Here is a 25,015-nt window from a genome sequence, read left to right as displayed (position 1 = left end):
GTCATGCCGATCGCTCCGAGGTGAGAAGGGCACCGATCGCGGTGCACAGCAGGGCGAACGAGGTGGCGCCCGCGTCCGGGGTGCCGACGCTCCGCTCGGCGAGCGGACGGGCCCTGCCGATCTTCGGGGTCAGCTCGGCGGTCTCGGCGGCGGCCATCGTGGCGACCGCGGCGGCCACCGACCAGGCCTTCGGCACGGCCACGCCCGCGTTCAGCGCGGTCTCCAGCTCGGTGCTGAACGGCACCAGCGCGTCGACCATGGTCTTGTCGCCGAGTTTCGCCTTGCCCAGCTTGTGGATGGTGGCCGTGAACTCGCGGACGGCGCGGGCCAGGTAGTCCGGGCCGAACGTGGCGCCGTAGTCGTCGAGCTCGCGGCCCACCGCCTCGATCGCCGCGCCCCAGAGCACGCCGGACGTGCCTCCCGCCTCGTCGGCCCACGCCTGGCCGGCCTGCCGCAGCACCCAGCCCGCGCCCGCGTCCTGCCCGGCGCCCTCGGCCCGTGCCGAGGCGGCCTCGACTCCCTTGCGCATGCCCCGGCCGTGGTCGCCGTCGCCCGCCACCGCGTCGATGCGGCCCAGTTCGTGCTCGTGCTCGGCGATGGTGTCGCACGCGACCCTGAGCGCGGCCCGGACCGTGGCCGCGAGCCCGACCGACTCGGCGCTCGCGGCGGGCACGGCCAGGACCGGCGGCACCAGCTGGCGTTCGGAGACCGAGGGCTTGACCAACGGCTCCAGCGGGGCCGCCGTCTTGCGGTAGCCGGGGGTGTAGGCGTCGGCGCACCACAGGCGTTCGAGGTCGTCGTTGAGCCACATCAGGGTCAGCGAGCAGCCGCCCATGTCGAGGCTCGTGACCAGCTCGCCGACCTCGGGCGCGACGATCGTGAGGCCCGCCTCGCGCAGCCGCGCGGCCACGACCCGCCACAGCAGGAACAGTTCCTCGTACTTGGTGGTGCCCAGACCGTTGAGGATCACCGCGACGCGGCGTGACCTCGTGTCCGGTGCGTCCGCCAGCAGGTCGTCGACGAGCATCCGGCCGAGCTCGGTGGCGGGCAGCGTGGGCAGGTCGCGGATGCCGGGCTCGCCGTGGATGCCGAGGCCGAGGCCCAGTTGTCCGTGCGGCACGGTGAAGAGCGGTTCGTCGGCGCCGGGCATCGTGCAGCCGGAGAACGCCACGCCGAGCGTGCGGGTGTGGTCGTTGGCCGCGCGGCCGAACGTCTCGACCACGTCGATGTCGTGGCCCTCGGCCGCGGCGGCGCCCAGCACCTTGAAGACGGTGAAGTCGCCCGCGATGCCGCGCCGTTGCGCGATCTCCGGTGACGACGCGATGTCGTCGGTGACGAGAAGGATGCGCGTGTCGATGCCCTCGTCGCGCATCCGGTCCGCCGCAAGCCCGAAGTTGATCACGTCGCCGGCGTAGTTGCCGAAGCTGAAGATCACTCCCCTGCCCTGGTCCGCGGCCCGGCCGACGGAGGCGGCCTGGGAGGCGGACGGCGAGGTGAAGATGTTGCCCACCACCGCTCCCGTGGCGAAGCCGGGGCCGACGGTGCCGCAGAACGCCGGGTAGTGCCCGGAACCGCCGCCGATGACGACAGCGACCTGCGGCCGGTCCGTGCGGTGCGACACCACGCCGCCGGGGACGCCGCGCAACCGGTCCGAGTAGAGGTCGAGGAACCCTTCCAGCTGGTCCTCGGCGAAGCGGGCGGGGTCGTCGAAGATCCTGGTCACGCGCTCGCCCCGTTCGGCAGGATCGAGACCTTGATCGACGAGCCGCCGGTGTCGGCGACGAGGTCGAGGCCCTTCTGGAACTCCGTCATCGGCAGCTGGTGCGTGCAGATGTCGGCGACGGGCAGCCTGCCCTCCTCCAGCATCTTGATCGCGGCGGGCCAGCAGTGCGGGCCGAGGTGCGCGCCCAGCACGTCGAGCTCCTTGTCGTCGGAGATGATCGACCAGTCGACCGACACGTCCGAGCCGAACACCGAGTACTCGACGTACGTGCCGAGCTTGCGCAGCAGGTTCAGGCCCTGCCCGACCGCCGACGGATGCCCGGTGCCCTCCAGGTAGACGTCCGCGCCGTACCCGTCGGTCAGGTCCTTCACGGCGGCGACCGCGTCCTGCTTCCCGATGTTGATGACGATGTCGGCACCGCACCTGCGGCCGAGTTCGAGCTTGGCGTCGTCGAGGTCCAGCGCGATCAGCAGCTTGGGGTTCTTCGCCTTCGCGCCCGCCACGAGCCCGAGCCCGATCGGCCCGCAGCCCGCCACGACCACCACGTCGTCGAAGGAGATCGACGCCCGCTCAACGGCGTGCAGCGCGCACGACAGCGGTTCGGCGAACGCCGCGTGGTGCGCGGGCAGGTCCTTCGAGATCGGGTGCACCCGCGCCTTGGCGGGGATCAGCAGGTACTCGGCCATCGCGCCGTTGTAGTTGCGGAACCCGAACATGTCGTGCGGCCCGCACATCCAGTACTGGCCGCGCCGGCAGTAGCGGCACTCCTCGCACGGCACGATCTGCTCGCACACGACCCGGTCGCCGATCCCGACGCCGTGCGCGGTCTCGTCGCCCGCGACCACCGTGCCGACGAACTCGTGGCCCGGCGTGATGCCGGTCTGGGCCCAGGCGGGGCGGTTCTCGTCGCCCCAGAACTTCGGCGCGCCGTGGAAGCACTTCAGGTCGCTCGCGCAGATGCCCACGGCCTCGACCCGCATCAGGAGCTCGCCCGGCCCCGGAGTGGGGACGTCGACCTCCTCGAGTCGGTAGTCCTGGGGTCCGTGCACGACGACGGCCTGCATGCGGTTCGGGATCTCGGAGAACACCGGCGACCTCCTCAGCGGTGGGTTCCGCTTCAGAGTGGGTCGCCACCGGGGCCGCTGTCAACACATGTTCAGAACATTTGTTCACGCAGTTCAGGGTGGGTGCGGACGCCTGTTTTCGGGCATGCCGAAGGGCCGGCCCGGTGCGGGCCGGCCACCAACGCTGCCGCTCAGGAGGCGAGGCGCCCGTTCGCCGCGTCGAGCAGTTCGCTCGCGGTCAGCGAGTCCGTCACCAGCTCGGTGAACCACCCCGCACCCGCTGCGGCGAGGATGCTGGCGACCTTCTCGTGCCCGGACGCCACCGCGATCACCGTCGGCACCGCGCGCAGCACCTCGAGGCTCGTGGACACCACCCGGTCCGATCCCTCGAACACCAGCGGCTGGCCGTCGGCGCCGAAGAACCGCGTGCACACGTCGCCCACCGCCTCCTTGATCCACGGTGCGTCCTTGGGCACGAAGCTCGGCAACGACCGGCGGGCGGCCGGGGGTGCGCCGACGCCCACGACGGCGCACCTCGCCCTGCCCCACAACTCCTGCACCCTGGTGAACGACGGGTCGTCCATCAGCTTCTCGTGCAGGTCGGGGCCAGGCAGGGCGGGCGCGTACAGGAACACCGGCCTGCCACCGACCTTCGCCGCGATCTGCCGGGTGACCTCGTTGGTCTGGTACCAGGGCTCGGGATCGTCCTGGCCGCCGACCGTGGGCACGATCGTCACACCCGGCAGCTCGGGCAGGTCCGACTGCGCGACCTCGTACACCGCGCGGCCCGACCCGACCAGCAGCACGTCGTCGGACTGGAGGTCCATCGACCGCAACGCACGGGTGAGCGCCGAGGCGAGGGACGCGCCGACGACCGCACGCGGTGCGAACGGCGCCAGGTGCACCTTCTGCAACCCGAGCGCCACCCGCACCTGTTCGGCCAGTGACGCGTCGTCCTCGCTGCCGGGGGCGACGAGCTCGATGCGGACGACTCCCTGCCGGCGGGCCTCGGCGAGCAACCTGCTGACCGTGGGCCTGCTGGTGCCGAGCCGCGTGGCGATCTGCGCCTGGGTCTGCTCTTCGAGGTAGTAGAGGGCTCCCACCGCGTAGAGCAGCTGGGGCGTGATGCGCGGCTGCTGCTCCCGCTGGGAGCCGTTCCCGCTGCCTGTCATGATCCCCGCTCTCGGTGTCGCGCTCGCCGGACAGGCCGGCCCCTACCCCGCGGCGAGGACGAAGTTGTTGACCTTGGGAGCGACGTCCTTCGAGACGAGCGTACAGTCGAGCGCCTGCTTCTCCTCGGAGGCTCCGCTCTTGCCGGTCTTGATCGTTTCGGCCAACTGGGCGACCGCCTTGGTGGTGCCTTCCACGATCGGCTGGAGCACCGAGGCGACCATCTCACCGCGCTTGACCGCCTCCACGGCGTCCTGGTTGCCGTCGAAGCCGAGCACCTTGACCTGAGCCAGTTTTCCGGCCTGCTTCAACGCGTTGATGGCTCCCAGGGCCATCTCGTCGTTGCCCGCGATCACCCCGTTCACGTCGGGGTTCTTGGACAGCAACGCCTCCATCTTCTGCTGGCCCTCGGTGCGGTCCCAGTTGCCGATCTCCTCCCCGATCTTCTTGAGATCCGGGTACTGGGAGAGCACGCCCTTGTAGCCGTCCGAACGGACCTGGGCGTTGTTGTCGCTGGGCTTGCCGAGCAGTTCGACGTACGTGCCCTTGTAGCCCATCGCACTCGCCCACGCCTCCGCGCCGAGCGTGGCGCCCTGGGCGTTGTTGGACACGATCTGCGAGGTCGCCAGGCCGGTCTTGTTGATCTCGGCGTTGACCAGCACCACCGGGATCTTCGCGTCCACCAGCTTCTGCACGGCGGCGATGCTCTCCTCGGCGCCCGCCGGGTCGAGGATGACGCCCGCGACCTTGTCGTTGATCGCGGTCTCCACCATCGTGTTCTGCTGCGCGGGGTCGTTCTTGTGCGCGGAGAGCGTGTACTTGTAGCCGGCCTTGGTGACCTCGCTCTGCGCGGTGTCGACCTCGGCCTTCCAGTACGGGTTCGACGGGTCGACCGTGATGATCGCGATCGTGCCCGGCTGCGTCGCCGCGCCCTGACTGTCGCCTCCGCACGCGGTGACGGTGAGCGCCAGCCCGGCGGCCAGGCCCAGTGCGGCGAACCGGCGTCCGTGCTTGCTGAGTCCGGTCATGGAGTCCTGCCTTTCGTTCACGAGGTGAGCCGCGGCTCTGCGGAGGGGCGCCGCACGGCCGCGGCGGCACGGCGCACGTTGCGGCGCCGCTGGAGCAGTTGCTGGATCTGGTCGACGGCGACCGCGAGGATGATCACGGCGCCCGTGATCACCTGCTGCCAGAACGGCGAGACGCCGATGATGACCAGACCGTTGGCCAGGAAACCGATCACGAAGGCGCCGATGATCGTGCCGCGCACGGTGCCGCGGCCGCCCGAGAGCGCCGCGCCGCCGATGACGACCGCGGCGATCGCGTTGAGCTCGTAGAACTGGCCGAGATCCGCGGTCGCCGAGCTGATGTTCGCGACCTGGAGGATCCCCACGACGGACGCGCACAGTCCGGAGAGGACGTAGATGCGGGTCTGCACGCGCTTCACCGGCACGCCCGACAGTTCGGCGGCGCGTTCGTTGCTGCCGGTCGCGTACAGCCACCGGCCGAACGGGGTCTTGGTGAGCAGCAACGAGAACACGACCGCGAGCGCGACCATGACCCACGCGGCGAGCGGCAAGCCGAGCGGCCTGCTCGCGAACACGTCGAAGAAACCCGTGTTGCCGAGGTAGGGCTGCCCGGTCAGCTCGTTGGTGATGTTCTGGCCGTTGAGCAGGACCTGGGTCAGACCCCTTGCCACGTAGAGCATTCCGAGCGTGACGATGAACGGCGCCAGGCCCAGCCTCGCTATCAGCAACCCGTTCACGTAGCCGGTGAGCGCGCCGACCCCGACGCAGACCAGCACGATCACCCACACCGACGGGTAGGCGATGGCCTGGGTCAGCGGGACGTCGAGGCCCTTGAACAGGGTTCCGGCCACGGCGCCGGTGAGCCCGACCGTGGAACCGACCGAGAGGTCGATGCCACCGTTGAGGATGACGAGCAGCATGCCGAGCGCCACGACGGCGTTGAACGCCACCTGCTTGATGATCGTGACGATGTTGCCCGCGGAGAGGTAGTTGTCCGACAGCAGCGCGAACGCCACGATGATCACGATCAGCGCGATCAGGGCCCTGCCCTCGACGAGCACGGCGTTGAGCGTGATCGGTGACCGGCTCCGCGCGGCAGGGGCCGCCTGCCGCGCGGCCGGGGCCTCGGTGGTCGTGTTCACAGGGCGGCTCCGTTCTGGTGCTCGGGGGTCTGCTCGCCGGAGGCGGCCATGACCTCGTCGCGGGTGCAGGTGCGGGGGTCGAACTCGCGGACGACGCGGCCCCGGTTCAGGACGACCACGCGGTGCGACGCGGTGAGCGCCTCGCCGACCTCGGACGTCGCGTAGAGCACGGCCATGCCCTCACGTGCTTTCCGGTACAGCAGCGCGAAGATCTCGCCCTTCGCCCCGACGTCGATGCCTCGGGTGGGCTCGTCGAGCAGCAACACCGAGGGGCGGGTCATCAGCATCTTGCCGATCACGACCTTCTGCTGGTTGCCGCCGGAGAGCGAGCTGATCGGCGCCTGCGCGTTCGCGGTCTTCACCCGCACGTCCACGATCTGGCGGTCGATGCCGGTCCGTTCGTCGCGGCGGGCGATGAAACCGCGCCGCACGGTCGTGAGCAGGCTCGCGAGCGACAGGTTGGCGCCGACGCCGAGCATCGGGACGAGGCCGTCGCGCTGGCGGTCCTCCGGCACGAGCCCGAGGCCGAGGCCGATCCGTTCGGCGACCGACTTCCCGGCCAGGTCGGCGTCCCCGAGCACGGTCCGTCCACTCGCGACGGTGCTGCGGCCGGCGATCGCCTCCAGCAGCTCGGTCCGCCCGGCGCCCATGAGGCCGTAGAGGCAGACGACCTCCCCGGCCCGCACCTCCAGCGACAGGTCGTCGACGACCACGCGGCCGGTCGCCGGTTCCGCCACGGTGAGGTTCTCCACCGACAACGCGACGTCGCCGTGCTCGCGCGGTTCGTCGCTGAAGTCGTAGTCGGCGTCGCGGCCGACCATCGTGCGCACGACCCACGCGAGGTCGAGTTCGTGCGCGTCCCGCTTCGCCACGAGCGAGCCGTCGCGGAACACCACCGCGTGGTCGGCGATCTCGATCGCCTCCTCCAGGTGGTGGGAGATGTAGACGATCGCCACGCCCTGCGCGCAGAGCTCGCGGATGACCTTGAACAGGACCTCGATCTCGCCGGCGGACAGCGCGGAGGTCGGTTCGTCCATGATCAGCACGCGGGCGTCGGCGGCGAGCGCGCGGGCGATCTCGACGATCTGCTGCTGCCCCACCCGGAGGTCCTGCACGAGGGTGCCCGGCGTGATGGGCTCCTCCAGCCGGTCCAGCAGGGTCTGGGTGATCTTGCGCTGGGCGGCGTAGTCGATCGAGCCGAACCGGGTGCGCAGCTCGCGGCCGAGGAAGACGTTGTCGCGCACGGACAGGTTCGGGCAGAGGTTGAGCTCCTGGTGGATGATCGCGATCCCGCGCCGCACGGCGTCGTCGGTGGACGCGAGCACCACCTGCTCGCCGTCGAGGACCAGCTCGCCCGAGGTCGGCTGCTCCACCCCGGAGAGGATCTTCATCAGGGTGGACTTGCCCGCGCCGTTCTCGCCGAACAGCACGGTGACCGCGCCGCGCCGCACCTCGAAGTCGACGCCGCGCAGGGCGTGCGTGACGCCGTAGACCTTCGTGACGCCGACGGCCCGGAGCACGACCTCGTCGCCGGTCACGAGACCACCTCGACCGAGATCGGCTGGACGACGACGGGCTTGGCGGCCGGCACGGTGTTCGCGGGCGCGACCACGTTCAGCACGCCGACGACCTTCACGGTCTTGCCGGCGAGCGGGCCCGCCTTCTGCAGCTCGGCGGTCATGAGCTTGCGCAGCTCGTCGCCCACCTGCTGGAAGCGCGTCTGGTCGGGGGCCTGGGCGAAGGTGAACCCCGCGGCGTCGCGGACGACCGACCCGTTGAGGGCGGGACCCGCGGCCACGGTCACCACCGTCGGCGCCGCGACGCCGTCGACCTGGACGCGCACGCCCGAGTCCCCCGCCTCCGCGACGGTGCCGAGGACGGTGACCGGGAAGGTGTAGGCGTTCTGGCTCGGCGTGGCGGCCTTGAACGACGTGGCCGCGGCCTTGACGTCGGTCTGCAGCGCCGGGACGACCTGGGCCAGCGGGGCCGCGGTCCCCGGTACGTCGGCCCGGGTCCGGTTCCAGAGCTCACCGGCCGTCGCGGCCGGGTCGAACGGCTTGGGGGCGAGTGCCGCCACCTCGTCGCGGGTGAGGAAGCGGGTGTCCAGCGCCATCACCACGACCAGCAGCACCACGGCGACCGAGCCGACGACCTGCCGGACTCTGCGCCGTGACCAGCTGCTCGCACTGCCGGGAACTGTCAGAGCGGACAAGGCGGTGTCCTCCAGACGATGGTCCGAGTGGTGCAGATCACGTGTCCAGCGGACAGTAATCGAGCCGTGAACATATGTCCATGACAAATGTTCACGGCTGATTCCGGAGGCTCGGACGCCTAGGCTGCGCTGAAGCGTTGAGACGGGGCGGTCGCGACGAGCGAGGTGAGCGGTGGATCTTCTCGGCATCGACGTCGGGACCTCGATCGCGAAGGCCGTGCTGTTCGACGACACCGGAGAGGTGATCCGCAGCGCGAGCAGGCCGATCACGCTGCTGCACCCCGAGCGCGGGCACGTCGAGCAGGACGTGGACGAGCTGATGCGCGAGGTCCGTTCCGCGATCGCGGAGGTGACGGCCTGCGCGGCGCCGTCGCTCGTCGCGGTCACCGGTCAGGGCGACGGCTGCTGGCTCGTCGACGACCGCGGCCGGCCCGTGCGCACCGCGATCAGCTGGATGGACGCCCGCGGCGCGGGGATCGTCGACGACTGGTCGCAGGACGGCACCGCGGCCAAGATCTACTCGATCAACGGCAACGCGGTGTTCTCGGGCTCGATGGCGCCCGTGCTCGCCTGGCTCGACCGGCACGAGCCGGGCACGCTCGACCGCGCCACCACCGCCGCGCACTGCAAGGACGTGGTGTTCGGGCAGCTCACCGGCCTGCGCGCGACGGACAACTCCGACGCCTCGCTGCCGTTCGGCGTCCCGGAGGGCGGCTCGTACTCGGCCGACGTCCTGCGGCTGGCCGGTCTCGCGCACCGGGCCGATCTGCTCGCACCCGTGGTGACGCCGCTGCCGATCGCCCCGAACCGGACGGACCTGCTGCCCGCGTCCGCCGTCGTCACGTCCGGCCCGTTCGACCTGCCCGCCTGCGCGGTCGGCGGCGGCGTCGACCAGCCGGGCGACGGACTGCTGATCATCGGGACCACGCTGGGCTGCCAGGTCCTCACCGAGCGGCTCGACACCTCGGGAGCGCCGTCGGGCATGCACGTCACGACGGCGGAGCCCGGCCGGTGGATGCGGGTCATGGCGGCGATGTCCGGTTGTTCCGCGCTCGACTGGGTGCGGGACCTGACCGGCCTGCGGCAGACGAGTCTCGACGCCGTCCTCGGTGCCTCCCCGCCGGGTTCCGCGGGCGTCGAGGTGCTGCCGTACCTCGCGCCGTCGGGCGAGCGCGCGCCGTTCCTGGACCAGCGGGCCAGCGGCCAGTTCACCGGTGTTCGGCTCACCACCACGCCGGCCGACCTGGTCAGGGCCACCTGCGAGGGCCTCGCCTACACCGCGCGGGAGTGCTTCGAGGCGGCCGGTCTGCGCGGACGGGTCGTGGTGTGCGGTGGTGGTGCGCGCTCACGGGCGTGGCTCGAGATCTTCGCCTCCGTGCTGGGCCGCCCGTTGCACGTCGCGCGCAGCCCCGAGGTGGGGGCGCGCGGGGCGGTGCTGGCCGCGTTGCAGGCGACCGGCGCCGACCACGACCGGACCGCGTGGACCCGGCCGGAGTCCGTCGTGGACCCGGTGCCCGAGCTCGTGCGGCGCTACGAGGACGGCTACCTCCGGTTCCTGCGGCACCGCGAGACGGCCCGGTCGACGGCGTGACCTCGCCGTCCACAAAGGACTGATCCACTTCCGCGCATCCGGTGCGGGTAAAGTGGAATCGTGATCATCCGTCCGGGACATCCATGCTGGGTCGAGCTCGCCACCAACGACACCGAGCGCAGCACTCGGTTCTACGAGACCGTGTTCGGCTGGAAGCACCACTGGACGCGCGACGACGCGGGGCAGGACTACGCGATCGCGTTGCTGGACGACGAACCGGTCGCGGGCGTCCGCCCGCTGGACCGCGCCACCCTGGACTGGACGCCCTACCTGGCCGTCGCCGACCTGGCCGCGGCGAGCGTCAGGGTGCGCGCGCTCGGCGGCACCGTGCTGGAGACCCAGCCGCAGACCGTGCCCGGCCTCGTGGCCAAGGTCCTGGTCGACGACCCGGGCGGCGCGACCGTCGGCATCGCCCAGCCCGTCGACGGCGGAGGGTTCACCGCGGGCGTTCCCGGCTCGCTCGGCTGGCTCGAGTTCGTCACCCGCGGCCCGCGCCAGGCCGACCCGTTCTACCGCGCGCTCTTCGGCTACCGGCAGCAGCAGGTGGGAGACGGCAAGGCGGTCGACCACGTCGTCTACTCCACCGGCGGCGACACCGTGATCGGCCGCGTCCGGATGGCCCCGGACACCCCGGCGACCGTGCCGCCGCGCTGGATCGCGCACTTCACCGTCCCGGCCGGACTCGACTTCACCGAGACGCTGAACCGGGCCCGCACCGCGGGCGCGCGGCTCCGCTTCCAGCCCTATCCCTCTCCCCTGGGCCAGGTAGCGGTGCTCGCCGACCCGCTCGGCACCCGGTTCGCGATCATCGACCCGGACCTCGCGTCGGACTGGGACACCGCCTCACCGGCCGACGACCCCTACGACGACTGACCGGCGAGTGATCGCTCGACCATGCTCCGGCCGGCCGCGATCACGGCCTCGCGGGCCGGGCGGGGCTGCCAGCCGAGCACCCGGCGCGCCTTGTCGTTGGACACGACCTTGACGAACCCGAGGTCGGCGGCGACGGACTTGAGTTCGGGGTTGAAACGGGACGCGAGCTTGACCACGAAGTCCGGCATCGTCCGCGTCGGCACCTTCTTCGCGGCGACGCCCAGGTTCTCCTTTAGCAGCGCCCCGACGTCCTTCAGCGCGATCGACGGTCCACTGGAGACGAGGAAGCGCTGGCCCGCCGCGTCCGGCGCGGTCATCGCGAGCACGTGGGCGGTGGCGACGTCGCGGACGTCCACGATCGGCATCCACATGTTCGGGAACGCGGGCATCCCGCCGTCGAGGATGCGCTGGACGACGTGGTTGGAGCCGGAGATGTCCTCGCCCATCACCGGTCCCATCACCGCGACGGGCAGCAGCGTGACGAGCTCCATCCCGTTGCCCTGCTCCGCGACGAACTCCCACGCGGCGCGTTCAGCCAGGATCTTGCTCTTGCCGTAGGCGTCCACGCCGGGTCCGTTGAGGACGGACCAGTCCTCCTCGGTGAACGGGCCGTGCGTGTGCGGGTGCCCGAAGCCCACGGCGTGGAAGGCGGAGGTGAGCACGACCCGGCGCACCCCGGCGTCACGGGCGGCGCGCAGCACGCGGAGGGTGCCTTCGCGGGCGGGGTCGATCACGTCGTTCTCGTTCTCGACGCGCTGCAGGTGCACGGGCGACGCGACGTGCAGAACGTGCTCGCGGCCCGCCACGGCGTCGGCCCAGCCCTCGTCGTCCATCAGGTCGGCGGCCACGAACGAGAGCGCCGAGTCGTCCTTCAGCCCCGCGTCGGCGAGGATCGCCCGGACGGACTTCTCCTTGCCGAGCGACCGCAGCGTCGCGCGGACGTCGTGGCCCTCCTCCAGCAGCCGGATGATAATGTGGCCTGCGATGAAGCCGGAGCCCCCGGTCACCAGAACGTTCGCCATGTCGTTCACTTTCCCTGGTCAGATGCGGTGTGGTGCGGTCACCGACGATGTTTCGCCCGAACGTGCCGCGCAGCCAGGGCCCCTCGCGGCCTGGGGAGTGACAGGACCCCTCACGGCCCGGCCGGTCGTCTTACCGTGGTGGCATGACCGACGATCCGAACCTGCTCGGCGAGTTCCTGCGGGCACGACGCGAGCTCGTGACGCCCGAGCAGGCGGGCATCCCGGTGCACGGGGTGCGGCGGGTTCCCGGGCTGCGCCGCGAGGAGGTGGCGATGCTCGCGGGCATCAGCGCCGACTACTACCTGCGGCTCGAACGCGGCCGCGACCGCCACCCGTCGATCCAGGTGCTGGAGTCGCTCGCGGACGTGCTGCGCCTGGACGACGACACGCGCGAGCACCTGCTCGGCCTCGCCGCCGACAAACCCCGCCGACGCCGCCGAGCCCGCCGCGAGGTCGTGCCCACCGGCACCGCGAAACTGCTCGCGATGCTGCCGTTCCCGGCGTTCGTCGAGGGCCGCTACCTCGACGTCCTCGCCGCGAACCCGCTCGCGACGGCACTCTCGCCACGCTTGACGGCCGGTGCGAACCGGCTGCGGGACGTGTTCCTCGACCCCGAGGAGCAGGAGATGTTCCCCGACTGGGAGATGGCCGCCGCGTACCTGATCGCCGGGTTCCGCCAGGCCGCCGGCACCGCCACCGACGACCCGCGCTTCATCGAGTTGGTCGGCGAGCTCACCCTCGCCAGTCCCCTCTTCCAACGCCTCTGGGCACGCCACGACGTCCGTCCGCGGATGAGCGCCACCGTCCGGTTCCTGCACCCGCAGCTCGGCGAGCTCACGCTCAACCGGGAGAAGTACCTCGTCAGCGGGACCGAGGGCATCATGCTCGTCGTCTACCACCCCGACGCCGGCACCGAGGCCTCCGACAAGCTCACCCTGCTGGCCTCGGCCTTGCCGGTTCCCCTCCGGTGAAGGCTCACGCGGCCAGGTCGAGCCACTCCCCCACGGCGAGCACGTGGGCACGGCTGCCCGCGTGCTCGCGGAACTCCCGCTCGGGGTCGGCCACCTCGACGTAGCCGGGGATCTTGAACGGCTGCGCGGTCTCGTAGTGCATGGGCACGGCGTGGCGGGCGTCGAGGACGTTCGCCGCCGCGGCCGCCTGGAACGGATCCATGGCGGCGGTGACCGGGCTCGGCGGCTGGAGGTGCGGCGCGTCCACGACAGCGCCGTTGGCGGGCACGAACGCCGCGTCGAACGGGCTGAACCGCCGGGCCACGAGCCACCACCAACCGTGGAACAGCGTGTCGCCACCGTGGAAGACGCGCTGCCCGTCCGCCTCGACCACCCAGTTCAGCTGCGGGTCGCCCAACCCGTCGACCGACGGCACGGCGGTGACCCGGAACGGCCCGAACTCCCTGGTGGACCACGTGTCCACGACCTCGGCCGCGAGCCGGTGGTCCACGATCTCGCGCTCGCTCAGCAACGTCGCCACGTTGTCCACGTCGTCGCCGTACCCGGGACCGGGCCGCAGCACCGGCGCCCCCGCGGGCAGCACGCTCGAGAGCGCCGCCGCGTCCGTGTGGTCGCGATGCAGGTGCGTGACCAGAGCCGCCATCGCCTCACCACTCGCCGCCGTCACACCGACGCCCGGCTTCCAGCCCGTGAACAGCGGCGAGAGGTCCTGCACGTAGTCGATCAGCAGCCTCTTCCCCGCCGCTTCGATCTCCACGCCCGCCCAGCCCAGCCGTCGCACCCGCATCCCGCACTCCTTCGTCGATGATCTGGGCGGAATTTAGCGTACGAGCGTTCTCCAAATCAATAGCGGACGCCCGTACGCTATTCTCGTCACATGTCGCCGCGCCGTTCCGCCGCCGAGGCGCTCCTGACCCGAGCGCGGATCCTCACCCGTGCCGCCGAGATCGCGTCGGAGGAAGGCCTCGAAGGCATCACCATCGGCCGGCTCGCCGAGGAGCTGGAGATGAGCAAGTCCGGAGTGCACAAGCACTTCGGCACGAAGGAGTCGCTGCAGATCTCCACAGTGGACAAGGCGTTCGTCGACTTCTGGCGCCTGTTCGTGGAACCCGCCCTCGCCGAACCGACCGGCCTGCGGCGCCTGCGCGTGCTGTGCGACAACTCCGTGCGATACCTCAGCGAGCCGCCACTGCCCGGCGGATGCCTGCTGACGGCGTCGCTCAGCGAGTACGACGGACGCCCCGGCGCGGTCCGCGACGCCGTGGTCGAGGCGTGGTCGGGCTGGCAGGGTCAGCTCCGCGCCGAACTCGACGCCGCCGTGGAGAACGGCGAGCTCGCCCAGCCGTTCGACGTCGACCAGGCGCTCTTCGAGATCCTGGCCGCGGGCTTCGCGCTCAACTCGGCCGTGCAGCTCGGACAGGCCCCAGCGGCCGCGATCCACGCCCGCCGCGCCATGGAAAGAGCGCTCGTGCAGGCTTGAGGTGTTGACTGGGGATCATGCTGCCTTGGGACGCACCCCTGGCCGGTCGGCTCGACCGGCACACGATCTCCTCCGAGCTGCTGCGCGGGAACCCGCTCGGCGATCCGCACGAGCGGCCGTTGTGGGTGTACGTGCCGCCGGGCTACGACGAGAGCGCCGAACGCTATCCGGCCGTGTACATGATCCAGGGCTACACCGGTCACCTGTCGATGTGGGCGAACCGCACGCCGTTCCGCCAGCCGTTCATGGAGACGGCCGACGCGGTGTTCGCCGAGGGCGCTCCGGGTTGCGTCGTCGTCTACGTCGACGCGTGGACGTCGTACGGCGGTTCGCAGTTCGTCGACTCCCCCGGCACCGGCCCCTACCACTCCTACCTGTGCGACGAGGTCGTGCCATGGGTGGACGCGCACTACCGCACGATCGCCGACCGGGAGTCGCGGGCGATCGCCGGCAAATCGTCGGGCGGGTTCGGTGCGATGATCACGCCGATGCTGCGGCCCGACCTGTTCGGCGCGTTGGCGACGCACGCCGGTGACTCGCTCTACGAGCTGTGCTACCTCGCGGACTTCGGCAAGGCGGCGCGGTCGTTGCGCGGTTACGACCACGACATCCAGCAGTGGTGGGCGGACTTCCGGTCGCGGCCCGCGTTCACCCAGCCTGCCGACATGGACCTGCTCGGGGTCCTCGGTGTGGCAGCGTGTTTCTCCGCTCAGGACGACGGAACGCCTGTGCTGCCGTTCGATCCGGTGACCGGGGCGCCGATTCCCGAGGTGTGGCAACGGTGGCTGGACTGGGATCCGGTGCGGATGGTGGCCGGGCACGCGGACGCGATCCGGTCGTTGCGGGCCGTGTGGATCGACGCCGGGACGCGCGACGAGTACTACCTCGATCTGGGCGCCGAGGCGTTCCGCAGGGAGATCGCTCAGGCCGGTCTGCCGGACGAGCGCGTCCACTTCGAACTCTTCGACGCCGGACATGGCGCGATCGACTATCGGTATCCGCTTTCCTTGGCGTGGCTGGCGGATAGGCTCGCTCGATGATCAGTGATGTGACGTTGCGGCCGGTCGGGGAAGCCGATTTCGACGTGCTGTTCGAGTTCATGAGGGACCCCGAGGCGGTGGCGATGGCCGCGTTCACCGCGAAGGACCCGGACGACCGCGAGGCGTTCGACGCCCACACGCGCCGCAACCTCGCCAACCCCGAGACGACGAACCGCGTGATCGTGGCGGACGGGCGGGTCGTGGGGTCCATCGCGGCGTTCGTGATGGAGGGCGACACCGAGGTCACCTACTGGGTGGACCGGTCGGTCTGGGGGCAGGGCGTGGCGGGGCGCGCGCTCGCGTTGCTGTTGCAGGAGGTCACGGTCCGGCCGATCTACGGCCGGTGCGCGAGCGACAACGAGGCCTCGAAGCGGGTGCTGCTGAAGGCCGGGTTCGAGGTCGTCGGCACGGACACCGGGTTCGCCTCGGCACGCGGTGAGGAGATCGAGGAGACGATCCTCAGGCTGAGCTGAACCTCTCCGTGCCGAGCACGCCGAGCAGCTGGATCTTGTCGAACGCCTCGGTGCGCGGCGGCGCGGTGAGGACCAGCAGCAACTGCGACTGGTCCTCGGTGAACAACGCCTGGCAGTCCACCTCGATCTCGCCGAGCTGCGGGTGGATCAGCACCTTGTGGTCCTCGTACCGGTTGGCCACCTCGTGCCGTTCCCAGAGCGCGGCGAACTCGGCGCTTTCCCTGCGCAGCACGCGGACGAGCTCGCCGGCGCGGGACTTCGAACCCATCGAGGCGTGGGCCGCGCGCAGGTTCGCGACCTGGGCGCGGCTCTGCCGGTCGCGGTCGTGCTCGGGGTAGACGAGCCGTTCGCCGGGGTCGGTGAACCAGCGGTAGATCATGCTGCGGGCGTGGCCGGTGAAGTGCGACGAGTCGCCGAACAACGCTTCGGCGAACCGGTTCTGCACCAGGATCTCGCCGAGGTTCGACAGGATCAGCGCGGGCGTGTCGTCGAGGCGGTCCAGCACCCGGCGCAGCGCGGGCGCGACGTGCGTGGCGGTGACCTGGGGCGACGGGGCATTGCGGCCGGAGACGCGGAAGAGGTAGTCGCGTTCGTCGTCGGTCAGTCGCAACGCGCGCGCCAGCGAGGCGAGCATCTGTTCGCTGGGCTGCGGGCCTCGTTGCTGTTCCAGGCGCGTGTAGTAGTCCGTGGACATCGCGGCGAGCGCGGCGACCTCCTCTCGGCGCAACCCCGGCGCACGCCTGCGCGCACCCACCGGCAGGCCGACGTCCTCCGGCCGTAGCTCCTCCCGGCGGCGGCGCAGGAAGGCCGCGAGCTCCTCACGTTCCATGTGCTCCAGTATCCGGGGGTTCCGGCGCTGAACCAGGGAGCGCCGATCCCCCGATAAGGGCTCTCTGCCGCAGGTCCGGGAATCGCCCGAAGCTCAGTGCCATGGACATCACCGGAAACACCGTCTTCATCCCCGGCGCCACCAGCGGCATCGGCCTGGCGCTCGCCCTCTCCCTGCGGGAGCGCGGCAACACCGTGATCGTGGGCGGCCGGCGCACCGCACTGCTCGAGCAGATCGCCGCCGAGCACCCCGGTGTCGAGACCGTCCGCATCGACACGGCCGACCCCGCGAGCATCGAGGAGGCCGCGAAGGACGTCCTCGCGCGGTTCCCGTCGACCAACGTGCTGATCACCATGGCCGGCGTCATGCGCATCGAGGACTGGCACCGCCCCGAGTCGTTCCTGGAGTCCGCCGAGGGCATCGTCACGACCAACGTCCTCGGCCCGATCCGCCTGATCGCCGCGTTCGTCGAGCACTTCCAGTCGCTGCCGGACGCCACGATCATGACCGTCTCGTCCGGGCTCGCCTTCACCCCGCTCAAGATCACGCCGAGCTACAACGCGTCCAAGGCGGCGATCCACATGCTCAGCGAGTCGCTGCGGCTCCAGCTCGCGGACACGTCCGTGCGCGTCGTGGAGCTGGAGCCGCCGTCGGTGCAGACCGATCTGCTGCCCGGCCAGGCGGAGAGCGAGCACGCCATGCCGCTCGCCGAGTTCGTCTCGGAGGTCATGAGCCTCATCGAGTCGCAGCCCGACGCCCGCGAGATCCAGGTCGAGCGGGTGAAGTTCCTGCGCTACGGCGAGGCTCGCGGCGACTACGACCAGGTCGTCGCCGCGCTCAACGCCCACGACCCGCACGGCAAGTGACTAGGCGGCACCGGGACAGCTGCCGGAGGAGGCCTGTCCGGTCCTGAGGAACCGGACGGCCTTCTCGGCGCAGTCGACGCCCCACAACGACCCGTGCGTGGCGTCGTCGACGGTCAGCACCTGGCCACCGATGCGCTCGCGCATCTCCCCGGCCCAGACGTGCGGGGTGACGGTCTCGTGGCTGTGGCCGACGAGCTGCACCGGGCTGGTGCCGCGCTTGAGCTGCCACGGGGTGGCGGGCAACGGCCAGCCCGCGCACCAGTTGCCGTAGCCGGCACCGTTGCGGAAGAACGGGTACTTCGCGGCGCGGTCCTGCTCCTGCCGCCACGCCTGGTCGGCGGTCGGCGCCTGGCCCTGGTCGTTGCAGACGACGGCGCGTTGCATGAGCAGGCCGCCGTACCAGACCGGGGTGAGGCCGAAGCCCTCCAGATCGGGTTCGTGGCCGGTCAGCGGAGGGACTCCGCCGTCGCGCAGGGCGACGATCGACTCCGCGACCTGCGGCCAGACGGTCCGCTTGTAGGTGAGCATCGAGCGGACGTTGCCGCCGGTGTAGGTGCGCGGCTTGCCGTCCGGAGGGGTGACGGTAACGGGGCTCGCGTCGAGCTTCGCGACCAGGTCGGCGATCGACTTCGTCACCTGCTCGGGTGACGTGCCGAGATGGACCGTCGCGTCCCGTTCGGCCAGCCAGCCCGCGAGCACCTCGTAGTTGGCCTGCTTGGCGGCGGCCGAGCCGAGGTTCATGGTCTCCAGCGTGAAGTCCGCGGGCATCACGGAGTCCAGCAGCATGCGGTCGACGCGGTGGTCGTGGTGGCTGCGGTAGACGGCGCCGAGCGCGGTGCCCCAGGAGATGCCGAAGAAGCTGATCTTCCGTTCGCCGAGGGCGGCGCGGATCAGGTCCATGTCGTCGGCGACGGCCCTGGTGGAGAGGTGGGTCAGCAGGTCGCGGTCGTAGCCGACGCACCGGGCGTTGGTGCGGGCGTTGCGGGCGTAGTCCTGCCGGAACCGCTCTTCGGGGCTCGCCTGCGGGTCCGGTTCAGGGCCGTCCTCCGGCGTGGCCTCGCACTCGACGCCGCCGCTCGACCCGACCCCGCGCGGGTCGAAGCCGATGAGGTCGTGGTCGGTGTTGAGGTCGGCGAACTTCGTCTTCAGCATCAAGGAGGGCATGTCGATGCCCTGGTTGCCAGGCCCACCGGGGTTCATCAGCAGAACGCCACGTCGTTTGTGCTGGTCAGTGGCCTTGATGCGGCTGATGGCGAGGTCGATCTTCCTGCCCTGCGGGCGGGCGTGGTCGAGCGGCACCTTCAGCGTGGCGCACTCGGAGCGGGTGTCCTGCGGGTCCCAGTGCTCCTGGACCTCGCGGCACGGCTTCCAGTCCAGTGTGGACGCCTGCGCTGGTGCCGCGGCGATGAGCGGGACGGCCAGCACGACCACGGCCGCGCACCGCCCCACGACGTTCAGTGCGTTCGACATGGTTCGAACGTAGGCAGCGGACCGGTGCGCGCGGATCATGCGAACGAATGATCCGCGCGCCCGTTGTGCAGCTGATCAGATGAGGCGCGCGTACTCGCGGAACGTCATCGGCTCCCGGCCGATCAGGGCTTTGAGCGCCTGCGCGTCCGCCGCCATGGTCGAGCCGTGCTGTGCCACCCGCGCCGCCACCTCGGTGATGTGGCCCGCCATGTCCGGGTTGACCACGTCCTCCACAGTGGACAGTTCGACCAGCTCCCGGTGCCACTGCTCCGGCGTGACGGGTTCGAACCGGACGGGCCTGCCGTGCCGTTCGGTCAGGATCTCCGCGATCTCGTGGTGGCTCAGCTCCTCGGCGCCCTGCGGGTGGCAGATCGGGCCCGCGAACCGTTCGGGGTGCAGGAACGCGGCCACGGCGAGCTCCGCCGCGTCCCGGCCGTTGATCCAGGCGACCTTGCCCTCGCCGAAGCAGTTGCGGATCACGCCTTCCCGTTCGACGGACCTCCCGTGCAGCGCCGGGACGTTCTCGTGGAACGCGGCGGCGATCCGCAGCACGAGCAGGTCGAGCCCGGCCCACTGGAGGATCTCCTCGGCGAGCCACTGGTCCCTGCCGCGAGCACTCGGGTGGGCGGGGTGCGCCGGTCCCATCGACATCACGACCACGCGTGTGCCCGTTCCCCTTGCGGCGGCCGCGAAGTTGGCCGCCGCCGGGATCACGCCGGCGTCGATCGGGTACGTGAAGTAGGCCTGGTCCACGCCTTCGAGCGCGGGCACGATGCTGCGGCGATCCTGGAGATCTCCTGTCACGACCTCAGCCCCAAGGGCCTCCAACGCTTCGGTGCGTTCGCTGCGGGTGCGGGCGAGGACGCGCACGCCCCTACCTTCTTCTTTCAGTCGTCGCACCAGGTGGGCGCCGGTGCCGCCGTGCCGTCCGGTGGCGCCCGTGACGAGGATCAACTCTTCGCCTCCTGGATCAGGCACGTGCTCGTGGCCGTCGCCAGCAGCCTGCCCGCGCCGTCGACCAGCCGTGCCTCGGCGATGACGGTCCGCCTGCCCTGGTGCACAACGGTTCCGACGCAGGTGACGGTGCCGGTGTCCGTCGTGATCGGACGGACGAACCGCACGGCGAGGTCGAGGCTCGTGTAGCCGGTGCCGGCCGGCAACGTCGTGTGCACGGCGCACCCGGCCGCGGAGTCGAGCAGCGTCGCGTGGACGCCGCCGTGCACCGAGCCGATCGGGTTGTAGTGGAACTCGGCGGGGTCCAGCGTGAACGCCACCGAGCCGCTGTCCACCGACACCAGCCGCATGCCGAGCACCTCGGCGATCGGCGGCGCCGGAAGTTCTCCTGCCGCAACGGCTTTGAGGAAGTCCAGCCCTGCTCGTTCTTGTGCCTCTCGCGCGGTCTGCTTCGGATCGGCCCACGTGACCGTTCTCGTGCGCGTCATGCCACGGTGCCCTTCATCAGCCACTTCGGGCCCTCGGCGTACGCGCTCGCCTCGGCGAAGAACGCGCCGAAGTACGGCCCGACCGCATGCGCTTGGAACGCCTCCACGTCGGCGTAGACCTCGTTGAGGTAGAAGACGTCCGCGTCCTCCTCGTCCGCGATGACCTCGAACCGCAGCGAGCCCGGCTCGTTCGCGAGCGAGTCCTCGGCGGTCCTGCGCGCGACCTTCACGAAGTCCTCGCGGTGCTCCGGCTGAACGGTGAACGACACCAGGAACTGGTACATGACACTCCCTCTCGGCTAGTTCATTCACTGAACTGGACGGACCGTAGCACGGCAGTTCAGTGAATGAACTAGACTGGGACCCATGGCACTGCCCAGCACCTACGCGGACCGCAACTGCTCACTGGCGCGTGCGCTGGAGATCGTGGGCGAGCGGTGGACGTTGCTGATCGTCCGCGACGCGTTCTTCGGCATCAGCCGCTTCGGCGACTTCGCGACCCAGCTCGGCATCCCGCGCGCCGTCCTGACCAACCGGCTGAAGTTCCTGGTGGCCGAGGACGTGCTGTCCCACGTGGACGGTGAGTACCACCTGACCGCCAAGGGCCTTCAGCTCTGGCCCGTGCTGCGGGCGATGATGGCGTGGGGCGACGCCCACTACTCCCCCACCGGCGCGAAGCGCACGTTCCGCCACGAGGCCGACGGCGGCGTGCTGGACCCCCACAACCAGTGCGCGGTGTGCGGCGGAGTGGTTCCCATCGCGCAGACCACCGTCGAACCGGGCCCCGGTTTCGCCGCCGCGAACACCAACCCCGATCCCGTCTCGGCGTTGCTCAACACGCCCCGCCGCCTGCTGGAGCCCCTCTCGTGAACCCTCTCGACAACGCCGCCCACTCGGCTCTCACCGGCCCGCACGCCCACTTCGCCGAGTCCAAGGGCAACGCGCTGCGCTACCCGCCCGACATGTCCCCGTTCACCGCCCTGCCGCTCACCCCGTCCTCCACCGACTGGCTGGACCTGGCCGCCCTGTCGCCCAGAGCGGTCCTGAACGGCCACGCCCCACCACCGGACTGGCACGTCGTCACCCGCCTGCCCCTGTTCCAGTTCGTCGGCCCCGACCTCGTGACGTCTCCGGAACCGGAAGCCGTCGTGCTGGGCGCCGCCGACGTACCGGAGATGCTGGAGCTGGCCGACCTCACGAAGCCCGGCCCGTTCCTCCCCCGCACCATCGAGATGGGCACCTATCTCGGCGTCCGCCGCAACGGCCGGCTGGTCGCGATGGCGGGCGAACGCCTGCACGTGCCGGGCCACACCGAGATCAGCGCCGTCTGCACCCACCCGGACGCCCGAGGCCAGGGACTGGGCACCCGCCTCCTGCTGGCCGTGGCCCACGGCATCCGCGCCCGCGGCGAGACCCCGTTCCTGCACGTGCTCGCGTCCAACACCGGCGCGATCCGCCTCTACGAACGCCTCGGCTTCCAGCAACGCCTGAGCACCGAGTTCCTCGTTCTCGATCACACCGGCACGCCCGTGACGTAGGGTGAGAACACCTGACCGCGCGTCCGCGGTCCTCTTCGAAAAGAAGTCGCCTGGATGATCCAGGACTCTGTCGTTCTTCTCGCCGACTCCGGCGATCGCACCGCGTTCCGCGAACTGGCCGGCGATCTGCAGCACCGAAGCGGCGCGATCGCCGCAGACGTTCCGCCTCTGCTCCCCGTGCTCACACGATGGGCCGAGGACCCCCAGCACCCGTTCAGGGTCCAGGCGATCGGGATCCTCTCCGATCTCGCAGGCACAGCGCGGCGTGCCCGTCCCGAGTGCGTCGACACCGCCTGGGCAGAGGAGTGGCAGCGAGCCGTGCCCCTGCTCCTCGTGCTGCTGAACGACCCCGATCCCGTCATCCGCAGGGCCGCCGCTCTGGCGCTGGGCTACTCCACCGTGGACTCGGCCTCCGCGCTGCTCGCCCGATTTCGGATCGAGTCTGACGACGCCGCCCGCGTCAACTGCGTGATCGCGGCCGGACGGCTGTTGCGAGCGACGTCGAGCGAGTGGCCACCCGATGTGATCGACTGGCTGAACTCCCTGCTCCACCACGAGGACAGCACGGTGCGGTTCGCGGGCGTCCTCGCAGTGCGGGACTGCGGACTCGGCGGCCGGGATCCCCGGCACGTGGACGAGGCCGCGACCTACCTGGCCGCCTCGGACCTCGCCGTGTGGAAGGACATCTCGCCGGAGGGGCGACGCAGTTTCGCGGTGATGCTGGCGCGGGCGAACGACGTGCTCGGGGATGACGGAGACGGGCGAACCCGGCTGGTCGCCGCCCTGCTCGACCACCCTGATCCGATGCGGCGAGTGCGCACGATGGCCGCCGCCAGGAGCGTGATGGAACGCTGGCGCTCCCCCGTTCCCACCTTGCTTCCACTCGTCGCCGAACGACTGTCCGATCAGGACTTCCGGCAACGACGGTCGGCCGCGGACATCCTCGCCCAGTCAGGTCTGGCCGCCGCTCCGTGGACACGGGAACTACTCGCCGTCTGGGACGACGAGCCGGAGGTGGCGGCGAACGCCCGACTCGCCCTGGCCAGGATCGGCGCACCGGAAACCGTGGACCTGATGGCGGACCTGCTCGACACGCCAGGCGACCTCGGAGTCGCAGGCGGCCTCGGGGATCCGACCTCGTGGGTGATCGAGGTCCTCGTGCTGTTGCCGCCCACCGAGCTGCTGGCCGCGGTCAGGCGACGGCTGGCGGCAGCGTCCGATCCCAGGGAGCAGCGGGACTACCTGCGGGTGCTGGCGAAATGGGGTCCGGCCGCCAGGGAGGCGTTGCCGGACATCGCGTCGTTCCTCGGCACGAAGGCCGACCGCTACGCGATCGACGCCCTCATCGCGTTGGACTGCGACGAAGCCTTCGAGATAGTCCGGCCGAGTGTGCTGAAGCGCCCTCCGATCCACGGCCTGGACGCGTTGCTGAGATGGCGACTGACCGGAGAAGTGGACGAACTGCTGCACGCTCCGAACCTCATCGGTTGGGACCGGGTCGAGGTGCGACACGCCTGGTGGCGCATCACCGGTTCGGAAGAGGACGGACGCTCGTTCGCCACGGCCGTACGCCGGGCGATCGAGGCGACGCCTGTGCTCGGCACCTACATGATCGAGCAGATCCGCGGTCTCGGCCCGCTCGGCCCGCTCGCCCAACGGGCCGTGCCGGTGCTGCGGGCGTTGCTCACGACCGACGTGCGTCCCACCCGCTCGATCCCAGATGATGATCTGCTCTGCGCGACGATCCGCGAGGTCGTGGCCGCCGCCGGTAGCGTGAGCGCATGCCACAGATCACCGTCGAGTACTCCGCCGAACTGAGCGAGGCGTTCGACCGCCGCGCCTTCGCCCTCGCGATGCACCGCACCCTCGGGCCGCTGGTGAGCGCCGAGGTGGTGGCGTTCAAGACGCGCTTCCGGCAGATCGAGGAGTCCGTGATCGGGGACGGGTCGCCGGCGGCGATGATCCACGTGCGGGTCGGGTTGCTGACGGGGCGGTCGGTGGAGCTCAAGCAGGAGGTCGGGCGGGTGAGCATCGGGCTCGCGCGCGATCACCTCAAGCCCGTCGAGGGGTTGCCGACGCAGATGACGCTGGAGGTCTACGACATGGATCGCGAGCAGTACCAGAAGGTGGTGCTCTAAGGGAGGATGCCGGCCGCGCTGGTGCAGTACTGCCAGAACGCGACCACGTCCTCGTCGCGGGTGGTGGGGAGCAGGTGGGTCGGGCGTTCGCGGCGGTCGTGCCAGAAGCGGCCGGTCGGCTGGTCGGTCGCGGCCAGCCAGACGATCGTGTCGGCGCCCTCCTCGGCGGTCCGCAGGAACGTCTTCGTCAGGCGGTGGAAGCCGGGCAACGAGCTTGCGACACCTGGTGTGTCGGCCCAGCCCGGGTGCATGGCGTGGACCGCGATGTCGTCCTGGGCGTAGCGGGAGGCGAGCAGCGGCGTCAGGGCCACCTGCATGCGTTTCGTGCGCGCGTAGGCGGTGGCGCCCTTGTAGGTGCCTGTGCGGTATTCGGGGTCGTCAGATCGCAGGCGCTGGGTGTACATGCCGCCCGACGACACGAAGATGACCCGGCCGCCGGTGAGTTTGGGGCGGAGCAGGTCGGTCAGCAGCAGCGGGCCTGCCACGTGCGTGGCGAACGTCAGCTCGTGGCCGTCATCAGTGACCTTGCGTTCCGACGGCAGGACGCCGGCGTTGTGCACCAGCACGTCCAGCTGGTCGAGCTCCAACGACGACGCGAAGTCGCGGACAGAGGAGAGGCTCGACAGGTCGCAGTGGCGGACCTGGACGGTGGCGCCGGGTGCGGCGGCGAGGATGTCCGCGCGGGCCGCTTGACCCTTCAGTTCGTCGCGCACCACCAGGATCACGTCGGCGCCGAGGCGCGCCAAGCCCAGGGCGGCGGCCTTGCCGATGCCCGTGCCCGCTCCCGTCACGACGGCGCGGGCGCCCGGCAACGGGGGCAGGTCGTCCCAGCCCCGGCGGCGGAGCTGGAGGCCCCACCTCGAGTAGCCGGGGACCACCAGTCGGTCCGCGACCGTGTCGAGCACGCCGAGCAGTGCGCTCACCGCTGTGTCTCCTCGCGTTGAAA

Annotated in this window: 26 protein-coding genes; 11 read left to right on the top strand and 15 right to left on the bottom strand. The window is 70.8% G+C overall.

Features of this window, described 5'->3' with window-relative positions; all coding sequences use genetic code 11:
* Position 1 precedes the first annotated feature (1 nt).
* From ACFWNN_RS00645 to ACFWNN_RS00615, 7 genes are all read right to left on the bottom strand, one after another.
* On the bottom strand, positions 2-1,723 hold the full coding sequence (locus ACFWNN_RS00645) for a dihydroxyacetone kinase family protein (RefSeq protein ID WP_382437690.1): 1,722 nt from the start codon (positions 1,721-1,723) through the stop codon (positions 2-4).
* A complete protein-coding gene (locus ACFWNN_RS00640) occupies positions 1,720-2,787 on the bottom strand; it encodes an alcohol dehydrogenase catalytic domain-containing protein (RefSeq protein ID WP_382438387.1) in 1,068 nt (355 codons plus the stop codon). Before ACFWNN_RS00640 ends, ACFWNN_RS00645 begins: the two co-directional genes overlap by 4 nt.
* Positions 2,788-2,978: 191 nt before the next feature.
* Entirely contained in the window at positions 2,979-3,959 is a 981-nt protein-coding gene (locus ACFWNN_RS00635) for a sugar-binding transcriptional regulator (RefSeq protein WP_382437689.1), read from the bottom strand.
* A 42-nt stretch (positions 3,960-4,001) separates the two neighbouring features.
* Positions 4,002-4,985 carry a D-ribose ABC transporter substrate-binding protein gene (locus tag ACFWNN_RS00630; protein ID WP_382437688.1) on the bottom strand — a complete coding sequence of 328 codons (984 nt, stop codon included), beginning with the start codon at positions 4,983-4,985 and terminating at the stop codon, positions 4,002-4,004.
* 17 nt (positions 4,986-5,002) lie between these two features.
* Positions 5,003-6,124: an ABC transporter permease gene (locus ACFWNN_RS00625; RefSeq protein ID WP_382437687.1), complete on the bottom strand. Its 1,122-nt coding sequence runs from the start codon at positions 6,122-6,124 to the stop codon at positions 5,003-5,005.
* Positions 6,121-7,662, bottom strand: coding sequence for a sugar ABC transporter ATP-binding protein (locus ACFWNN_RS00620; RefSeq protein WP_382437686.1), 1,542 nt, complete (start codon positions 7,660-7,662; stop codon positions 6,121-6,123). Before ACFWNN_RS00620 ends, ACFWNN_RS00625 begins: the two co-directional genes overlap by 4 nt.
* On the bottom strand, positions 7,659-8,336 hold the full coding sequence (locus ACFWNN_RS00615; RefSeq protein WP_382437685.1) for a DUF2291 family protein: 678 nt from the start codon (positions 8,334-8,336) through the stop codon (positions 7,659-7,661). Before ACFWNN_RS00615 ends, ACFWNN_RS00620 begins: the two co-directional genes overlap by 4 nt.
* Positions 8,337-8,508: 172 nt before the next feature.
* Here ACFWNN_RS00615 and ACFWNN_RS00610 point away from each other — a divergent pair, with 172 nt between their 5' ends.
* Positions 8,509-9,927: an FGGY family carbohydrate kinase gene (locus ACFWNN_RS00610; RefSeq protein ID WP_382437684.1), complete on the top strand. Its 1,419-nt coding sequence runs from the start codon at positions 8,509-8,511 to the stop codon at positions 9,925-9,927.
* A 60-nt stretch (positions 9,928-9,987) separates the two neighbouring features.
* Entirely contained in the window at positions 9,988-10,800 is an 813-nt protein-coding gene (locus ACFWNN_RS00605) for a VOC family protein (RefSeq protein WP_382437683.1), read from the top strand.
* On the opposite strand, the gene ACFWNN_RS00600 is transcribed toward ACFWNN_RS00605, so the two are convergent.
* Positions 10,788-11,822 carry an SDR family oxidoreductase gene (locus ACFWNN_RS00600; RefSeq protein ID WP_382437682.1) on the bottom strand — a complete coding sequence of 345 codons (1,035 nt, stop codon included), beginning with the start codon at positions 11,820-11,822 and terminating at the stop codon, positions 10,788-10,790. The genes ACFWNN_RS00605 and ACFWNN_RS00600 overlap by 13 nt on opposite strands.
* Positions 11,823-11,965: 143 nt before the next feature.
* Here ACFWNN_RS00600 and ACFWNN_RS00595 point away from each other — a divergent pair, with 143 nt between their 5' ends.
* A complete protein-coding gene (locus tag ACFWNN_RS00595) occupies positions 11,966-12,793 on the top strand; it encodes a helix-turn-helix transcriptional regulator (RefSeq protein WP_382437681.1) in 828 nt (275 codons plus the stop codon).
* A gap of 4 nt (positions 12,794-12,797) precedes the next feature.
* Here ACFWNN_RS00595 and ACFWNN_RS00590 read toward each other — a convergent pair whose 3' ends face one another.
* On the bottom strand, positions 12,798-13,580 hold the full coding sequence (locus ACFWNN_RS00590; RefSeq protein WP_382437680.1) for an MBL fold metallo-hydrolase: 783 nt from the start codon (positions 13,578-13,580) through the stop codon (positions 12,798-12,800).
* 90 nt (positions 13,581-13,670) lie between these two features.
* On the opposite strand from ACFWNN_RS00590, the gene ACFWNN_RS00585 reads away from it, so the two are divergent.
* Genes ACFWNN_RS00585 through ACFWNN_RS00575 form a run of 3 tightly spaced genes read left to right on the top strand, consistent with a single transcriptional unit; the run spans position 13,671 to position 15,786 of the window.
* Positions 13,671-14,273 (top strand): TetR/AcrR family transcriptional regulator, encoded by a 603-nt coding sequence (locus ACFWNN_RS00585; RefSeq protein ID WP_382437679.1) that lies wholly within the window; start codon positions 13,671-13,673, stop codon positions 14,271-14,273.
* Positions 14,274-14,290: 17 nt separating this feature from the next.
* Positions 14,291-15,313: an alpha/beta hydrolase-fold protein gene (locus tag ACFWNN_RS00580; RefSeq protein ID WP_382437678.1), complete on the top strand. Its 1,023-nt coding sequence runs from the start codon at positions 14,291-14,293 to the stop codon at positions 15,311-15,313.
* A complete protein-coding gene (locus ACFWNN_RS00575; protein WP_382437677.1) occupies positions 15,310-15,786 on the top strand; it encodes a GNAT family N-acetyltransferase in 477 nt (158 codons plus the stop codon). The genes ACFWNN_RS00580 and ACFWNN_RS00575 overlap by 4 nt, the downstream gene beginning before the upstream one ends.
* On the opposite strand, the gene ACFWNN_RS00570 is transcribed toward ACFWNN_RS00575, so the two are convergent.
* Entirely contained in the window at positions 15,773-16,615 is an 843-nt protein-coding gene (locus tag ACFWNN_RS00570) for a helix-turn-helix transcriptional regulator (protein ID WP_382437676.1), read from the bottom strand. The genes ACFWNN_RS00575 and ACFWNN_RS00570 overlap by 14 nt on opposite strands.
* A gap of 101 nt (positions 16,616-16,716) precedes the next feature.
* On the opposite strand from ACFWNN_RS00570, the gene ACFWNN_RS00565 reads away from it, so the two are divergent.
* Positions 16,717-17,481 carry an SDR family oxidoreductase gene (locus tag ACFWNN_RS00565; RefSeq protein WP_382437675.1) on the top strand — a complete coding sequence of 255 codons (765 nt, stop codon included), beginning with the start codon at positions 16,717-16,719 and terminating at the stop codon, positions 17,479-17,481.
* On the opposite strand, the gene ACFWNN_RS00560 is transcribed toward ACFWNN_RS00565, so the two are convergent.
* The 4 genes from ACFWNN_RS00560 to ACFWNN_RS00545 form a co-directional block, all read right to left on the bottom strand.
* Positions 17,482-18,951, bottom strand: a complete 1,470-nt coding sequence (locus tag ACFWNN_RS00560; protein ID WP_382437674.1) for an alpha/beta fold hydrolase — start codon at positions 18,949-18,951, stop codon at positions 17,482-17,484.
* 75 nt (positions 18,952-19,026) lie between these two features.
* Positions 19,027-19,905 carry an NmrA family NAD(P)-binding protein gene (locus tag ACFWNN_RS00555; protein ID WP_382437673.1) on the bottom strand — a complete coding sequence of 293 codons (879 nt, stop codon included), beginning with the start codon at positions 19,903-19,905 and terminating at the stop codon, positions 19,027-19,029.
* Positions 19,902-20,393, bottom strand: a complete 492-nt coding sequence (locus ACFWNN_RS00550; protein ID WP_382437672.1) for a PaaI family thioesterase — start codon at positions 20,391-20,393, stop codon at positions 19,902-19,904. Before ACFWNN_RS00550 ends, ACFWNN_RS00555 begins: the two co-directional genes overlap by 4 nt.
* On the bottom strand, positions 20,390-20,677 hold the full coding sequence (locus ACFWNN_RS00545) for a putative quinol monooxygenase (RefSeq protein WP_382437671.1): 288 nt from the start codon (positions 20,675-20,677) through the stop codon (positions 20,390-20,392). Before ACFWNN_RS00545 ends, ACFWNN_RS00550 begins: the two co-directional genes overlap by 4 nt.
* An 82-nt stretch (positions 20,678-20,759) precedes the next feature.
* Between ACFWNN_RS00545 and ACFWNN_RS00540 the strand changes: the two genes are divergently transcribed.
* From ACFWNN_RS00540 to ACFWNN_RS00525, 4 genes are read left to right on the top strand one after another with little or no spacing between them, the layout of a single operon-like run.
* Positions 20,760-21,263, top strand: a complete 504-nt coding sequence (locus ACFWNN_RS00540) for a winged helix-turn-helix transcriptional regulator (RefSeq protein WP_382437670.1) — start codon at positions 20,760-20,762, stop codon at positions 21,261-21,263.
* On the top strand, positions 21,260-21,931 hold the full coding sequence (locus tag ACFWNN_RS00535; RefSeq protein ID WP_382437669.1) for a GNAT family N-acetyltransferase: 672 nt from the start codon (positions 21,260-21,262) through the stop codon (positions 21,929-21,931). The genes ACFWNN_RS00540 and ACFWNN_RS00535 overlap by 4 nt, the downstream gene beginning before the upstream one ends.
* A gap of 54 nt (positions 21,932-21,985) precedes the next feature.
* Positions 21,986-23,749 (top strand): hypothetical protein, encoded by a 1,764-nt coding sequence (locus tag ACFWNN_RS00530; RefSeq protein ID WP_382437668.1) that lies wholly within the window; start codon positions 21,986-21,988, stop codon positions 23,747-23,749.
* Positions 23,713-24,069: a 5-carboxymethyl-2-hydroxymuconate Delta-isomerase gene (locus ACFWNN_RS00525; RefSeq protein ID WP_382437667.1), complete on the top strand. Its 357-nt coding sequence runs from the start codon at positions 23,713-23,715 to the stop codon at positions 24,067-24,069. The genes ACFWNN_RS00530 and ACFWNN_RS00525 overlap by 37 nt, the downstream gene beginning before the upstream one ends.
* On the opposite strand, the gene ACFWNN_RS00520 is transcribed toward ACFWNN_RS00525, so the two are convergent.
* On the bottom strand, positions 24,066-24,992 hold the full coding sequence (locus tag ACFWNN_RS00520; protein ID WP_382437666.1) for an SDR family NAD(P)-dependent oxidoreductase: 927 nt from the start codon (positions 24,990-24,992) through the stop codon (positions 24,066-24,068). The genes ACFWNN_RS00525 and ACFWNN_RS00520 overlap by 4 nt on opposite strands.
* Positions 24,993-25,015: the final 23 nt, after the last annotated feature.

Source organism: Lentzea sp. NPDC058450 (assembly GCF_042721395.1).
In the GTDB taxonomy this organism is placed as follows: domain Bacteria; phylum Actinomycetota; class Actinomycetes; order Mycobacteriales; family Pseudonocardiaceae; genus Lentzea.
Note: the sequence above shows the minus strand (reverse complement) of the source record. Positions and strands in the feature narration are given on the sequence as shown.

Excerpts from the sequence above, each read along its gene's own strand:
- ACFWNN_RS00640 (WP_382438387.1), bottom strand. The coding sequence starts at position 2,787 with ATGCAGGCCGTCGTCGTGCACGGACCCCAGGACTACCGACTCGAGGAG.
- ACFWNN_RS00635 (WP_382437689.1), bottom strand. The coding sequence starts at position 3,959 with ATGACAGGCAGCGGGAACGGCTCCCAGCGGGAGCAGCAGCCGCGCATC.
- ACFWNN_RS00630 (WP_382437688.1), bottom strand. The coding sequence starts at position 4,985 with ATGACCGGACTCAGCAAGCACGGACGCCGGTTCGCCGCACTGGGCCTG.
- ACFWNN_RS00600 (WP_382437682.1), bottom strand. The coding sequence starts at position 11,822 with ATGGCGAACGTTCTGGTGACCGGGGGCTCCGGCTTCATCGCAGGCCAC.
- ACFWNN_RS00595 (WP_382437681.1), top strand. The coding sequence starts at position 11,966 with ATGACCGACGATCCGAACCTGCTCGGCGAGTTCCTGCGGGCACGACGC.
- ACFWNN_RS00590 (WP_382437680.1), bottom strand. The coding sequence starts at position 13,580 with ATGCGGGTGCGACGGCTGGGCTGGGCGGGCGTGGAGATCGAAGCGGCG.
- ACFWNN_RS00585 (WP_382437679.1), top strand. The coding sequence starts at position 13,671 with ATGTCGCCGCGCCGTTCCGCCGCCGAGGCGCTCCTGACCCGAGCGCGG.
- ACFWNN_RS00580 (WP_382437678.1), top strand. The coding sequence starts at position 14,291 with ATGCTGCCTTGGGACGCACCCCTGGCCGGTCGGCTCGACCGGCACACG.
- ACFWNN_RS00575 (WP_382437677.1), top strand. The coding sequence starts at position 15,310 with ATGATCAGTGATGTGACGTTGCGGCCGGTCGGGGAAGCCGATTTCGAC.
- ACFWNN_RS00570 (WP_382437676.1), bottom strand. The coding sequence starts at position 16,615 with ATGGAACGTGAGGAGCTCGCGGCCTTCCTGCGCCGCCGCCGGGAGGAG.
- ACFWNN_RS00565 (WP_382437675.1), top strand. The coding sequence starts at position 16,717 with ATGGACATCACCGGAAACACCGTCTTCATCCCCGGCGCCACCAGCGGC.
- ACFWNN_RS00560 (WP_382437674.1), bottom strand. The coding sequence starts at position 18,951 with ATGTCGAACGCACTGAACGTCGTGGGGCGGTGCGCGGCCGTGGTCGTG.
- ACFWNN_RS00550 (WP_382437672.1), bottom strand. The coding sequence starts at position 20,393 with ATGACGCGCACGAGAACGGTCACGTGGGCCGATCCGAAGCAGACCGCG.
- ACFWNN_RS00545 (WP_382437671.1), bottom strand. The coding sequence starts at position 20,677 with ATGTACCAGTTCCTGGTGTCGTTCACCGTTCAGCCGGAGCACCGCGAG.
- ACFWNN_RS00540 (WP_382437670.1), top strand. The coding sequence starts at position 20,760 with ATGGCACTGCCCAGCACCTACGCGGACCGCAACTGCTCACTGGCGCGT.
- ACFWNN_RS00530 (WP_382437668.1), top strand. The coding sequence starts at position 21,986 with ATGATCCAGGACTCTGTCGTTCTTCTCGCCGACTCCGGCGATCGCACC.
- ACFWNN_RS00525 (WP_382437667.1), top strand. The coding sequence starts at position 23,713 with ATGCCACAGATCACCGTCGAGTACTCCGCCGAACTGAGCGAGGCGTTC.